Origin of the sequence: Cryobacterium soli (assembly GCF_003611035.1) — a bacterium.
Lineage (GTDB): Bacteria > Actinomycetota > Actinomycetes > Actinomycetales > Microbacteriaceae > Cryobacterium > Cryobacterium soli.
This window is the reverse complement of record NZ_CP030033.1, coordinates 3,763,447-3,775,839: the sequence shown is the minus strand read 5'-3', so window position 1 is coordinate 3,775,839 and position 12,393 is coordinate 3,763,447. Positions and strand designations below refer to the sequence as shown.

Annotated in this window: 11 protein-coding genes; 4 read left to right on the top strand and 7 right to left on the bottom strand. The window is 69.6% G+C overall.

Annotated elements, in window-relative coordinates; all coding sequences use genetic code 11:
- Nucleotides 1-22 precede the first annotated feature (22 nt).
- The 6 genes from DOE79_RS17540 to DOE79_RS17515 all read right to left on the bottom strand — a co-directional run bounded on the left by DOE79_RS17540 (nucleotide 23) and on the right by DOE79_RS17515 (nucleotide 7,194).
- Nucleotides 23-955, bottom strand: coding sequence for a carbon-nitrogen hydrolase family protein (locus DOE79_RS17540; protein WP_245976999.1), 933 nt, complete (start codon nucleotides 953-955; stop codon nucleotides 23-25).
- The gene (rutA, locus tag DOE79_RS17535; RefSeq protein WP_120339590.1) at nucleotides 952-2,037 is read right to left on the bottom strand and encodes a pyrimidine utilization protein A; all 1,086 of its coding nucleotides are present in this window, start codon (nucleotides 2,035-2,037) and stop codon (nucleotides 952-954) included. The genes DOE79_RS17540 and rutA overlap by 4 nt, the downstream gene beginning before the upstream one ends.
- Nucleotides 2,038-2,091: 54 nt before the next feature.
- On the bottom strand, nucleotides 2,092-3,153 hold the full coding sequence (locus tag DOE79_RS17530) for an ABC transporter permease (RefSeq protein WP_120339589.1): 1,062 nt from the start codon (nucleotides 3,151-3,153) through the stop codon (nucleotides 2,092-2,094).
- Nucleotides 3,150-4,757: a sugar ABC transporter ATP-binding protein gene (locus tag DOE79_RS17525; RefSeq protein WP_220094253.1), complete on the bottom strand. Its 1,608-nt coding sequence runs from the start codon at nucleotides 4,755-4,757 to the stop codon at nucleotides 3,150-3,152. The genes DOE79_RS17530 and DOE79_RS17525 overlap by 4 nt, the downstream gene beginning before the upstream one ends.
- Entirely contained in the window at nucleotides 4,742-5,911 is a 1,170-nt protein-coding gene (locus DOE79_RS17520; protein WP_120339588.1) for a sugar ABC transporter substrate-binding protein, read from the bottom strand. Before DOE79_RS17520 ends, DOE79_RS17525 begins: the two co-directional genes overlap by 16 nt.
- A gap of 248 nt (nucleotides 5,912-6,159) precedes the next feature.
- Complete coding sequence (locus DOE79_RS17515; protein ID WP_120339587.1) at nucleotides 6,160-7,194, bottom strand: LacI family DNA-binding transcriptional regulator; 1,035 nt, start codon at nucleotides 7,192-7,194, stop codon at nucleotides 6,160-6,162.
- A 341-nt stretch (nucleotides 7,195-7,535) separates the two neighbouring features.
- Here DOE79_RS17515 and DOE79_RS17510 point away from each other — a divergent pair, with 341 nt between their 5' ends.
- Nucleotides 7,536-7,949, top strand: coding sequence for a hypothetical protein (locus tag DOE79_RS17510; RefSeq protein WP_120339586.1), 414 nt, complete (start codon nucleotides 7,536-7,538; stop codon nucleotides 7,947-7,949).
- Nucleotides 7,950-8,166: 217 nt separating this feature from the next.
- On the opposite strand, the gene DOE79_RS17505 is transcribed toward DOE79_RS17510, so the two are convergent.
- Complete coding sequence (locus DOE79_RS17505) at nucleotides 8,167-8,958, bottom strand: pyridoxamine 5'-phosphate oxidase family protein (RefSeq protein WP_120339585.1); 792 nt, start codon at nucleotides 8,956-8,958, stop codon at nucleotides 8,167-8,169.
- A 101-nt stretch (nucleotides 8,959-9,059) separates the two neighbouring features.
- On the opposite strand from DOE79_RS17505, the gene pdxR reads away from it, so the two are divergent.
- The 3 genes from pdxR to DOE79_RS17490 all read left to right on the top strand — a co-directional run bounded on the left by pdxR (nucleotide 9,060) and on the right by DOE79_RS17490 (nucleotide 12,378).
- On the top strand, nucleotides 9,060-10,658 hold the full coding sequence (gene pdxR, locus DOE79_RS17500) for a MocR-like pyridoxine biosynthesis transcription factor PdxR (RefSeq protein ID WP_120339584.1): 1,599 nt from the start codon (nucleotides 9,060-9,062) through the stop codon (nucleotides 10,656-10,658).
- 312 nt (nucleotides 10,659-10,970) lie between these two features.
- Nucleotides 10,971-11,480, top strand: coding sequence for a flavin reductase family protein (locus DOE79_RS17495; RefSeq protein WP_162942821.1), 510 nt, complete (start codon nucleotides 10,971-10,973; stop codon nucleotides 11,478-11,480).
- 4 nt (nucleotides 11,481-11,484) lie between these two features.
- Nucleotides 11,485-12,378 (top strand): ABC transporter ATP-binding protein, encoded by an 894-nt coding sequence (locus DOE79_RS17490; RefSeq protein ID WP_120339582.1) that lies wholly within the window; start codon nucleotides 11,485-11,487, stop codon nucleotides 12,376-12,378.
- Nucleotides 12,379-12,393 lie beyond the last annotated feature (15 nt).

Sequence of the window (12,393 nt, the reverse complement as noted above, 5' to 3'; positions counted from 1 at the left end):
ACAGCGCCGAAGGCGGCGCGGTCTAGTGGTTGGTCGCGTGCAGCAGGTCGGCCTGCTCGGCGAGATAGTGGAACAGTTGCGGGCGGCGGTCGCGACTGAGCGGGAAGGCGGCGCGCACCCGCTCGACCTCGGCGAGGTCGAGCCCGGCGTGCAGCAGCACCGGATTGGTGTGCGCAGGGGCCGCGGCGACGACCACGCCGTCGGGGGCGACGACACAGGAGAGCCCGAAGTAGCTCGTGGTGACCCCGGCCAGGGTCTCAGGTCCGCCGCGGTTGGGGGCGACGATCCAGACCTGGGATTCCAGCGCCCGCACCTGCAGTTCCGCCGTGAAGAGGGCCTCGCGGGTGCCCAAAGAGCTCACCAGCGCCACCACAACCTCCGCCCCTGCGGCCCGGGCGGCCAGCCAGTGCTCCGGGAAGGTGCGGTCGTAACAGATCAGGCAGGCGATGCGGGTGCCGAAGGCCTCGAAGACCACGGTGCCCTCGCCGGGCTCGAAGAACCGCTTCTCGTTGATCGCCACGTCGCCGACCTGGTTCATCGGGATCGACGCCTTGCGGTAGGCCGGCACGGTATCACCGCGAAAACTCGTGCCGGGCACGAGGGCGCCCTGCGCGTCGATCACGACGGCCGAGTTGTACAGCGTGCCGTCCGCGGCCCGTTCGTAGAGCCCGAAGATCACCCCGGTGCCCAGCCGCCGGGCGGCCGCGGCGAACGCATCCGTGTCGGGGCCGGGGATGGTCTGGGCCCAGTCCGTGAAGGCGTCGTCGGTGCTGCCGCCGAAATACGGCGTGGTCGCCAGTTCGGGGAACACCACCACGTCCACGCCGGGCGCGGCGGCCTGCTCGAACAGGTCGAGCAGGCCGGCCACGGCCGTGGCACGGTCGGGCGAGCATCCGCCCGACTGCACCACGGCGACGTTCAGGATGCGGTGCAGGCTGTCGGCGGAGCCGCTCACGACACCGACAGGTCGGCCACCACGTCGGCGCGGGAGGTCATCAGCGGCTGGATCTTGGTGCCGAAGTCGTCCATTCCCTTGATAAAGTCGTCGAAGACCAGCATGATGCCCTTGGTGCCGTGCACCTCTGCGGCCTCGTCGAGCAGCTTCGCGACGGTCTCGTAGGAGCCCACCAGGGTGCCCATGTTGAGGTTGACGGCGCCCTCTGGCGCGGCGATGGTCTTGGCGGTGCTGGTCTCGTCGCCGGTGTCGCTGGCGGCCTGGCCGATCATCCAGCCGATGGCGGTGAGGTCGATGCCGTCGTTGTAGTTCTGCCAGAGGGCCTGGGCCTCGGCGTCGGTCTCGCCGGAGATGATCATGAACAGCACGTAGGCGCCCACGTCACGGCCGGTCTTCTCGGCGGCCACGGCCAGCGCGGTGACCCCGGAGGCGTGTGCGGTGGGGGTGTTGACGCCCAGGCCCATCACGAAGTTGTAGTCGGCGTACTTGGCGGCGAATTCGATGCCCACGGCGCTCTGGCCGGCTGAGACCACGGGGATGTGGGTTTCGGGCATCGGCAGCATCTTGCAGTCTTCCATGGTGAAGAACTCACCCTTGAAGTCGCTGACGCCCGTGGTCCAGAGGTCCTGCATGACGCGCACGTACTCTTCGGTGTACCGGTAGCGGCGTTCGAAGTGCACATCGCCGGGCCAGATGCCCATCTGGGCATATTCGTCCTTCGCCCAGCCGGAGACCAGGTTGACGCCGAACCGGCCGTGCGAGATGGAGTCGACTGTGGTGGCCATCCGGGCGGCGACCGCGGGCGGCAGGGCCAGCACGGCGGCGGATGCGTAGAGCTTGATCCGCTCGGTGGCGGCGGCGAGCCCGGCCATCAGGGTGAACGACTCGAGGTTGTAGTCCCAGAATTCGCTGTCGCCGCCGAACCCGCGGAACTTGATCATCGAGAGCGCGAACTCGAAACCGTAGTCCTCGGCCTTCTTGACGATCTCGAGGTTGAAGTCGTAGCTGGGCTTGTACTGCGGCGAGGTGTTGGAGATGAGCCAGCCGTTGTTGCCGATCGGGATGAATACGCCGATGTCCATGAGAGGTCCTTTTCTGGGGTGAGGGGCGGTTGGTGGAGCCGGAAAAGCTGTGGGTCAGGCGTGCGCTTTGGCGGATTGCCGCCGGATCGCCTGGGAGAGGGCGACGGCCACGATCAGGGCGCCGCCGTAGAAAAGCTGCTGCACGAAGCTCTGCGCGCCGAGCATCTGCAGGCCGACGACCCCGGTGAAGAGGAAGAAGACCGCGATGAAGGTGCCCACGGCGTTGAACCGGCCGGGCACGATGGCGGTGGCGCCGAGGTAGCAGGCCGCGAATGCCGGCAGCAGGAACGACTGGCCGCTGGACGGGTCCGCGCCGCCGAGGCTGCCCGCGTAGACGATGCCGGCGATGCTGGCGACCAGGCCGGAGCCGACGAACGCGCCGATCCGGAGCCGGTTGACGTTGAGGCCGCTGAGTTCGGCGACCTGGCGGCCCCGGCCCACGAACAGCAGCCGGCGGCCGATCGGGGTGGAGGTCAGGATCACGAGGATGATCGCGGCGGCGATGAGGCCGTAGAAGAACTGCAAGGGCATGCCGAGCAGCCCGCGGAACCCGACGGTGGCCTGCACGAGCGCCGAGTCGACACCGGTGACCGAGGAGGAGTTGCTCATCCACTGCACCAGGCCGAGCATCACGGTGGCCGAGCCGAGGGTGACGATGAAGGAGTCGATCTTGAACACCACCACGAGCACCCCGTTGATCAGGCCCACGGCCAGACCCACCACGAGCGCGGCGGCCAGGCTGGGCAGCAGCGGCACCCCGAACTGGGCGTTGAGCACGGCCACGGTCATCGACGACATCGACAGGGTCGACGCCACCGACAGGTCGAACTCGCCGGCGGTGAGCGGGAACAGCAGGCCGAGGGCGAGGATCAGGAGCACGGCCTGGGAGCCGAGCACATTCTGCAGGTTGCCGAGGGTGAAGAAGGTGTTCGGCAACGCCAGGCTGAAGACCACGATCACGGCGAGCCAGGCGATCAGAAGGGCGTAGCGCTCGGTGTGCAGCCAGAAGCTGCGGGCGGGCACGGCCGGGCGGCCGCGCTTGGCGGGGGTGCCGGGGCCGGGCGGGGTGCCGGGTGCGGCATCCGTGGTGCTGACGGGTGCTGTCGTGACGGTCATGAAACACTCTCCTTCGGCCGGGCCGGGGTCTCGGTCAGGCTGGTGATGACGGATGCGGCGATCAGTTCATGGGTGAGGTCGTCGCCGGTCAGTTCGGCGTGCGGGCGCCCATGGGCGAGCACGATGACGCGGTCGCAGACCGCGGCGAGCTGGTCGTAGTCGCTGGAGGCGCAGATGATGGGCACTCCCCCGGCGGCGGTGGAGCGGAGCAAGTCGAAGATGATGCTGCGGGCGCCGATGTCGACACCCTGGGTGGGTTCCTGGAGCAGGATCAGCTGCGGGTCGTCTTGCAGCCACTTGCCCAGCACGGCCTTCTGCTGGTTGCCGCCGCTGAGGGTGCTGAACAGGGCCTCGGGGTTGCGCGGGCGGATGTCGTAGCTCTCGGCGATCTCGTCGGCGCGGCCGCTGAGACCGGCGGTGTTCAGGCCGAACCAGGAGCGGAACCTGCCGATCACGGGCAGGGTGACGTTCTGTTCCACGGTGAGCTCGCCGACGCCGCCCTGGGTCTTGCGGTCGGCCGGCACGAAGACGATGCCGGCGGTGAGGGAGGTGCGGGGCGACGCATCCGCCAGGTTGCTGCGGGTGCCGCGGAGGGTGAGCTGGCCGGTGGCGGCGTGGGCGCCGTAGATGCCGGCGAGGGCGTCTTCGAAGCCGGAGCCGGCCAGGCCGGTCAGGCCCACGATCTCGCCGGCGGCGACGTCGAAGCTGAGCTTGTCGACGTGTCCGGTGGCGAGGTCGTCGACCCGGGCGACGGCGCCGGCATGGTGGGTGGCGGCGGGTGCGCCCTGTTTGGCGGGGCGGAGGGTGCGGCCCACGATCAGCTGCACGAGGTGCTCGTCGGTGGTGTCGGCGGTGTTCAGGTGTGCCTGCACCTCGCCGGCGCGCAGCACGGTGACCCGGTCGGTGTGTTCGAGCACCTCGGTCATGTCGTGCGACACGAGCAGCGCGCTCATACCGCCGTCGGCGACCAGTTCCTTGACCACGCGGAAGAGCAGGTCGGTGTCTTCCTTGGGCAGGAACACGGTGGGTTCGTCGAGCACCAACAGGGAGCGGTGATCGCCGAGTTCGCTGACGGCGCGGAGGATGGCGATGAGGGCCCGGTCGGTGTCGCCGAGCCGGTCGACGGTCTCACCCGGGTCGATGGTGAGGCCGAACCGGGCGAAGGTCTCGGCCGCTGTGGCCCGTTCCTTCTTCCAGTTGATCAGCGGTCCGCGGCCGGCGACGATGCTGCTGATCCGCAGGTTCTCCACCACGCTGAGCTCGGGTACCAGACCGAGGTCCTGGTGCACGAAGCTGATGCCGAGGGTGCGGAAGTAGCCGGGGGCGATCGGGAGCGTGATCGGGGTGCCGCGCAGCCAGGCGCGGGCACCCGCATCCGGGGTGTAGAAGCCGCTGAGGATCTTGATCAGCGTCGACTTGCCCGAGCCGTTCTCCCCGAGCAGACCATGGATCTGCCCGGGGAGAACGTCGAGGTCGACGTGAGAGAGCGCGGTGAGGCCGCCGAAGGTCTTCGACAGGTTCTCAATTTTCAGCAGGGGCGCGAGCGCCTCGGGGGTGCGCTCTGACGGTGTCGACGTGGAGGGAATCACTACGGCTGGCCCCACAGCGCTTCGTAGCCGGTGATGTAGGCGTCGCCGTAGCCTTCGGTCGAGCCCGGCGGGGTGCCGGTCTCGTCGACGTTCTCCTTGGTGAACACCTTGAGCGGGGTCTGCGCGAAGCCGTCTTCAACGACCGGGGCGCCGGTCAGCACGCGACCGACCTGGTCCATGGTGGCCCAGCCGAGCCAGGGCATCGACTCGCCGACGTCCATGGCGAGCACCTCGCCCTCTTGCATGATCTTGAGCACGGCGGGGGTGCCGTTGAACGACGCTGCCTTCACCTGGCCGACCTTGCCGGCGGCGACGACTCCGGCCTCGACGAACAGGGCCATCGAGTCGAAGACCGGCAGCACGTAGTCGAGTTCGGGGTTGATCTGGATCTCGGACTGCACGCTGGTGGAGATCTTGGTGGCCCAGTCGGCCAGCGGAACGTTGACCTCCTTGACGGTGCACTCGGGGCAGTTCGTAGCGATCTCGTCTTTCATCGCGTCGATGATGCCGCCGGCGACGGGCACCTCCGCGGTGTTGACGAGGAGGATGTTGCCCGTGCCCTCGGTCTCCTGGATGGCCCAGTCGGCGCTGAGCCGGCCGGACTCGTTGAATGGGGCGGTGACCTGTGCGGCGACGAGGTCTTTGATCGAGTCGGGGATCGGCTCGCCGTCCTGGATGGTGTGGGTGACGACCACGGGGATGCCGGCGGCCTTGGCCCGCTCGAGGGCGGGGACCAGCAGTTCACCGTTGATGCCCTGGGAGAGCAGGATGACGTCGGCCTTCTGGCTGATCGCCTGGTCGATGCCGGCGGTGTGCTCGGTGGGGCTGCCCTGGTTGGTGTACTCCACCCAGGTGGCCCCGTAGCGCTCGGCCACCTTCTGGGTCTCCTCGCTCACCGTGACGATGAACGGGATGGCGCTGGTGTTGGGGATGTTGAAGATGGTCTTGCCGGCGATGTCGGCCATGGCGAACGGCTCGGCGTCGAAGGTGAACTCCGGGTCGGCGCTGAACTTCTCGATCTGCGAGGTGGCGTAGGCGAGGCCATCGGCGGTGCCGCTTGAGTCGGTGGTGCTGCTGGCGGCCGTGGTGGCGGCGCAGCCGGTGAGCATCAGGGCGGCGCTCACCCCGAGTGCGGACCAGGTGAGGAATTGCCGGGAACGAGTATGCATGTGGTTCTCCTAGGTGCGGGCACGTCTTGAGGATGCTTGGGGGAAGGCGGTGCGGGACTGGAAAAGCAGGGTTCCTGTTGACGGTGGGTGTCGCCGGTCGGAAGGCTGTGCATTCGAATGGATACCGAATGCATTCGAATGTAGCCGACGTAAATTACGCGAAAACGCACAAACGGGCCCCCGGCGTAACGGTCTCTGGTCGGTACTGTTACGGCCGCGTTAAAGCGGCGGCGTGTCGGCTCTGCGGGCTACGCGGCGGGGACGGGCCAGGGCGCGGTGGTGCCGCGTTCCACGAGGTGCACGGGGAAGACCGTGCGTTCGGGCGCATCCGTGAAGGTGCCCTCGATGCGGTCGAGCAGCCGGTTGGTGCCGGCGGTGGCGATCTCCAGCAGCGGCTGGCGCACCGTGGTGAGGTCGAACATCGACCAGCTCGACATCCGCAGGTCGTCGTAGCCGATCACCTGCACGTCGTGGGGAATGGACAGGCCCAGCCGGTTCGCCGCGTCGATGACCCCGTAGGCGATGTAGTCGGTGCCGCAGTAGACCACGCTGGGGCGCTCGGCCAGGGAGAGCAACTCGGTGCCCATGCTGAGGCCGGTCTCGTGTTCGATCAGGCCGCGGCGCACGAGGCCGGGCTGCAGTGGGATGCCCAGATCGCCCAGCCGGGCGCGGAAGGCGACCTCCCGGAAGTTGATGCTCGGGTTGTTCTCCGGGCCGCCGATCATGGCGACGCGGCGGTGGCCGAGCCCGTAGAGGTAGTCGGCGATGAGCACACCGCCGTGGCTGCCGTCGGCCACGAACCGGTCGATGGCGCCAGCGTTGGGCGAGGTCACGTCGCGGCCGATCACCACGAGGGGCAGTCCGCGGGCCACGAGGTCTTCGGCGAGGGTGGAGCCCACCCGGGCCTGCATGAACATCGCCCCGGCCACGAGCCCGCCGCGCAGGGCGTCGACGTCGCGTTCGCGCTCGCCCTCCGAGCGGTCGCTGAGCAGCAGCATCCGGTAGCCGCGCTCATTGAGGGTCGTCTGCACCGCGTCGACCAGCTGCGGGTAGACCGGGTTCTGCAGGTCGGCCACGAGCACCGCGATCGAGCGGCTCACCCCGGTGATCAGGCTCTGCGCCATGAGGTTGGGCGAGTAGTTGATGGTGCGGGCGATCTCCCGGATGTGCTCCCGCGTGGCCGGCGACACCCGCGGGTCGTCGCGCAGGGCGCGGGACACCGTGGACTGCGAGACGCCTGCCGCACGGGCCACGTCGTAGCTCGTCGAATGGCCAGCGCTCATGAGTCTCAGACTATGTCACCGGATGCCGCGCGGCCGGTCTTGCGGGCGGGTGTCCGCCGCCGGGTTCCTCGGGCCGCGGGCGCACCGGAGCCCGGCGCATCCGGCCCGGCATGGTCTCGCGGTGCAGCGGGCACAGCTGTTGCTCGAACGGACATTTGCGCCCGGTGCGCCGGCCGCAATTGTCCGCTTCTGAAACAGTCCGGCCGCGGAGCCGGCACCGGTCGCAGCGGAGGCCCGCAGCGCGGGCCGTACACTGAGCCATCGAGAACAGCCACGATCGCGAACATCCGGGCTTGCGAACGGCCGGGCTCGAGAACAGCAGCGGCGAGAGGACCAGCGGTATGACGGACATCGGAGCCACCGGGCGTATCCAGCCCGAGTCGACCGAGCACGCCATGCTGCGCGCCCTCGGCGAGCGCCTCGGCGTCGCGCTCGAGTCGCGTACCCTCACGGTTCCCGGCGGACTGCGCGTGGAGGTCGAGGGCATCGACCCCGCCGCGAGCGTGCTCGTGCAGCTCGTGGCCAATACCGGCACTCCCAAGTCGTCGCACCGCAACAAGGCCATCGCCGACATGCTCAAGCTGGTGTGGCTGCGCGGCGTGCTGCCCACCCGGCCCCGACTGGTGATCTGCATCAGCGAGCCGCTGGCCCGTTTCTTCACCCCGGCATCCTGGCCCAGCGCCGCCGCGGCCGATATGCACGTGGATGTCTACATCTTCCGTCCGGATGCGCCGCTGGAGCTCCTCACCCGCTGAACCCTGGCCTCCGGAACACCATCCGGGCGCTGAGTTGGGAACTTCGCACGATTGACGGGCCGCCGCACTGTGCAAAGTTCCGAACTGAGCGGACAACGCACGGTCGGAGACGCTCAGCGGGGCGGGATGCGGCGATGACCGTCCGTGACGGTGGCCCTGAGCGTGAAGACGATGCCGACAGCAGCCAGGGCGACCAGGCCCGCGCAGAAGACGACGATCATCCGGCCGCGCGTCCGGACCCGGACGCCACGGACGCGAGGCTGGCTGCGTAGGCCAACGCGGCGGCCGACACCGGGGTGCCGGCCGGGGTGAGCGCGGAGGTCTCCGGCGCCAGGGCCGCCACCCGCAGCGGCAACACCCCGGCCCAGATCGACCGGTCGTCGCCGTCATCCGCTGTCTCGGAGGCGCCGTGGGCGCGCACCTTCACGCTGGCCTCGTCCAAGGGGAGCCGCAGCACGAGGGTTGCGGCGAGTTCGCGCTTGGTCATGTCGCGCACCTCGGTCCAGCGCCCGGGCATCAGGTGTTCGGAGACGACGCGCATGGCCTCCTCCTTGTCGGCGGCGGCAACAACCGTCGGCACGCCGAACACGACGGCGCTGCGATAGTTCATCGAGCTGTCGAACAGCGAGCGGGCGTACACGAGTCCGTCGAGGTGGGTCACCGTGACCGAGATCGGGGTGCCGGCTGCCATGGCCCGGAAGATACCGCTGCCGGTGGAGCCGTGCAGATAGATGGCATCCCCGCCGCGGCCGAAGCCCATCGGCAGCACCAGCGGCAGGCCGTCGCGCACGATCGCGACGTGAGCGACGAGCGCGTCGTCCAGGATGCCGTAGAGCTCGGTCCGGTCGGTGCGCTGGCGCTCGGGCGCCCGGGTGATGCGGGTTCGGTCGGTGACGGGGAGGGGGCCGGATGCGGCGCCGTGCGCGGTGGCTCGGGGCCGGGCGGTGGGTGCTTCGGTCGCGTTTTCGGCGCCGGGCGTGTGGGCTCGGGGGTGTGTGGAGTGGGGCATGCTACTAGGATCGAGCGCGGACTGGATCGGCGACAGGGCCAGTTCTGACCACTTCAACTAGACCGGTTGCCCGGCGCGAGCCCACCGCAGGAGGAACCAGCATGAACGTTCACGAGCTGCCGATTGTGCTCGATCGGGCGTCGGAACTGCCGCTCGCCGCCCAACTCGCCACGGCACTGCGACGCGCGATCCTCGACGGGATCCTGCGTCACGACGAGGCTCTACCGTCGACACGCACGCTCGCCAGCTCGGTGCGGGTGTCGCGTGGAACGGTGGTCGCCGCTTACGACCAACTCGCCGGCGAGGGGTACCTGCTGGCACGTCCGGGCTCGGCGACGCGGGTGATGGTGGAGCGTCCCGACACTCTCACCGGCGCCGTTGTCGGCAGCCGCGGCCCGCTCTCCTCCGACGTGGCCCGTATCTCGGTTCCCCACCCGAGTGCAGCGGGTGCTGTCGGGCCCGGCGCTACCCGCAGGTCGGCACCGCGCCAGGTTCCGGCGGCGAACCAGCGCCGGGCTCCCGGCGATAGGACACAGGACACCCCAGCTCCCCACCTCACTCACCCGGCGATGATCGATCTGGCTCCTGGGCATCCGTCGACCCAGGGGCTCGTCGACCCCGCGTGGACCGCGGCCTGGCGGTCCGCCGTCGCCGCATCGGGGCGCAGCGACTCGCCGCCACCCAGCGGCACGCTCGAGCTGCGCACCTCGATCGCCGACCATGTGCGGCGTGCGCGGGGCCTGGCCTGCCGGGCAGAAGACGTGATCGTCACGGCCGGCACCAGCGACGCCCTGGCCAGCATCGGGCTTGCCCTCGCGACTCTCGTCGGCGAGCACCAGCCCCACCCCGCCCCGCGGATCGCGGTGGAGGACCCCGGCTACCCCACCGCACGCCGGGTGCTGCGCCGGGTGGGCGCCCACCTGCAACCCGTGCGCACCGATGAGAACGGCATCGACCTGACCGCGCTCGCCGCGCTCGCCCCGGCGCCGCATGCCGTGCTGGTCACGCCGAGCCACCAGTACCCGCTCGGCAGCAGCCTCTCGGTGCAGGCGCGGCTCGACCTGCTCGAGTGGGCCCGGGCATCCGGCGCCGCGGTCATCGAGGACGATTACGACAGCGAGTTCCGCTTCGGCACCTCGCCGCTGCCGGCCCTCGCCACCCTCGACACGTCCGGCCGGGTCGCCCTCGTCGGCAGCTTCTCCAAGACCGTCACCCCGTGGATCCGGTGCGGCTACATCGTGGCCACCGGCGACCTCGGGGCGGCGCTGAACGAGGTGCGGAACGACCTCGGCCCGTCGGTGTCCGGAGTGCAGCAGGCGGCGCTCGCACACTACCTCGGCAGCGGCGGCCTGGCCCGCAATGTCACCCGGGTGCGCCGCGAGTACGCCCACCGTCGCGCCCTGGTGATCGGCGCCCTCGGCGCGCTGCCCGGAGTGAGGCTGTCCGGCCTCGACGGCGGGCTGCACGTTGTGGTGCATCTCTCGCCGGCCACCGAGGCGGGCACCACCGGTACGGATGTATCCGCTCTCGTCGCGCACGCCGCCGCGCACGGGGTGCGCGTCGCGCCGCTGGCCGACTACGCGGTTGTCGACCGGGGGCAGCAGGGCCTCGTGCTCGGCTACGGCGCGCCGACCGACCTGGAGCTCGGGCGCGCCCTCGAGGTGCTCGCCCAGCTTCTCACGCACCCCGCCCGGAACTGAGTTGCGGGAGCGCCCGCGCGCACGTCACGGGGTCTCGACAAACTCGACCAACGGGATGGGCACGTCCCGCAGGCACCTCACTGGGTCTACTTCGACAGGCTCGGCACGGCGTCGACAAGCTCGACCGCCGAGATGGCTCGGGAGTTTACCTGCGCGTAACAGCAGACGGACTTTCGCGAAATCTGCGCCGCCTACTGTGAAAGCCAACGGACCTCCGCGGGCCATTTGCCACTCGACTCACTCAGTCGGCTGATCACTTCACCCGCTCGCTCTCCTCCTCTCGAACTCTCGAAACGTGCCTTGGAGGCCAGCGTGCAGCACACCGATCCCCGACCCGCCGAGACGGATGCGTCCCTCTTCGACCCGGCCGAACTCCGCCGGGCTCTCGCCGGCATGGCCACCTCCGTCACCCTCGTCACCACGAACGTGAACGGCGCCGCGTACGGCTTCACCGCCAACAGCTTCACCAGCGTCTCGGTGACCCCGCCGCTCGTGGCCGTGTTCCTGGCCGAGACCGCCGAGAGCTACCCGGCCTTCGCCCGCACCGACCACGTCGCCATCAACGTCCTCGCCGACGACCAGGGCGACGTGGCCCGGCACTTCGCCACCAAAGGCATCGACAAGTTCTCCGCCGTCACCCTGCACGGCGACTACGACCGCGTTCCCGTCGTCACCGGCGCCCAGGCCTCTCTGCTCGGCCAGGTGCACGAACGCTGGACCGTGGGCGACCACCTCATGATCATCGTGCAGGTCGACGAGGTCATCCGCACCGAGCGCATCCCGCTCGTCTATCAGAACCGCGAGTTCAGGAAGCTGGTCTGACCCCATGACCCTCACCTCCCCCTCCGCACCGACCTCAGCCCCCAGCAGCACGGCCGACTCGATCTCGATCCGCGGCGCCGTCAAGATCTACGGCTCCGGCGCCAGCCAGCACGTGGCACTCCAGAACGTGGACGTCGACATCAAGCGCGGCCAGTTCGTCAGCATCATCGGCCCGTCCGGATGCGGCAAGTCCACGCTGCTCCGCCTCATCGCGGGCCTCGAAACCGCCGACTCCGGCACCGCCGAGGTGTTCGGGGTCACCCCCGAGCGCGCCTGCGCCGCCAAGATGATCGGCCTGGTGCCCCAGGCTCCCGCCCTGCTGCCGTGGAAGGACGTGCTGGGCAACGTGAGCATGCCCGCCAAGGTCAACCGCCGCGCCGACAAGCTGCGCCGCCGCATCCACGGACACCTCGAACGCCCCGCGCCCGACATGCTCGACCTGCTGGGCAAGGCGGGGCTGACGGATGCGGTGCACAAGCTGCCCGCCCAGCTCAGCGGCGGCATGCAGCAGCGCACCGCCATCGTGCGGGCGTTCGGCGTGCAGCCCGACGTGCTGCTGATGGACGAACCGTTCTCAGCGCTCGACGAATTCACCCGCGAGTCCATCCAGGAGCAGCTGCTGGACATCTGGGACGAGAACAAGACCACGGTCGTCTTCGTCACCCACTCGGTCTCCGAGGCGGTGCGGCTCTCCGACAAGGTGCTCGTGATGTCGGCCCGCCCGGGCCGGATCACCGCATCCGTGGACATCACCCTGCCGCGCCCGCGCAGCCAGGCGATGCTCAAGACCGCCGAGTTCCACCACTTCGAAGACGTCATCCGCGACCACCTGCAGACCGCCTGGCAGGAGAACCCGATCACCGGGTCCACCCCGATCCCGGCAGGAGCCGCCCAGTGAGCGTCATGACCGAAC

Bases quoted from the DNA above. Each gene is read 5' to 3' on its own strand.
- pdxR (WP_120339584.1), top strand. From the start codon at position 9,060: ATGAACGTTCACGAGCTGCCGATTGTGCTCGATCGGGCGTCGGAACTG.
- DOE79_RS17505 (WP_120339585.1), bottom strand. From the start codon at position 8,958: ATGCCCCACTCCACACACCCCCGAGCCCACACGCCCGGCGCCGAAAAC.
- DOE79_RS17510 (WP_120339586.1), top strand. From the start codon at position 7,536: ATGACGGACATCGGAGCCACCGGGCGTATCCAGCCCGAGTCGACCGAG.
- DOE79_RS17515 (WP_120339587.1), bottom strand. From the start codon at position 7,194: ATGAGCGCTGGCCATTCGACGAGCTACGACGTGGCCCGTGCGGCAGGC.
- DOE79_RS17490 (WP_120339582.1), top strand. From the start codon at position 11,485: ATGACCCTCACCTCCCCCTCCGCACCGACCTCAGCCCCCAGCAGCACG.
- DOE79_RS17520 (WP_120339588.1), bottom strand. From the start codon at position 5,911: ATGCATACTCGTTCCCGGCAATTCCTCACCTGGTCCGCACTCGGGGTG.
- rutA (WP_120339590.1), bottom strand. From the start codon at position 2,037: ATGGACATCGGCGTATTCATCCCGATCGGCAACAACGGCTGGCTCATC.
- DOE79_RS17530 (WP_120339589.1), bottom strand. From the start codon at position 3,153: ATGACCGTCACGACAGCACCCGTCAGCACCACGGATGCCGCACCCGGC.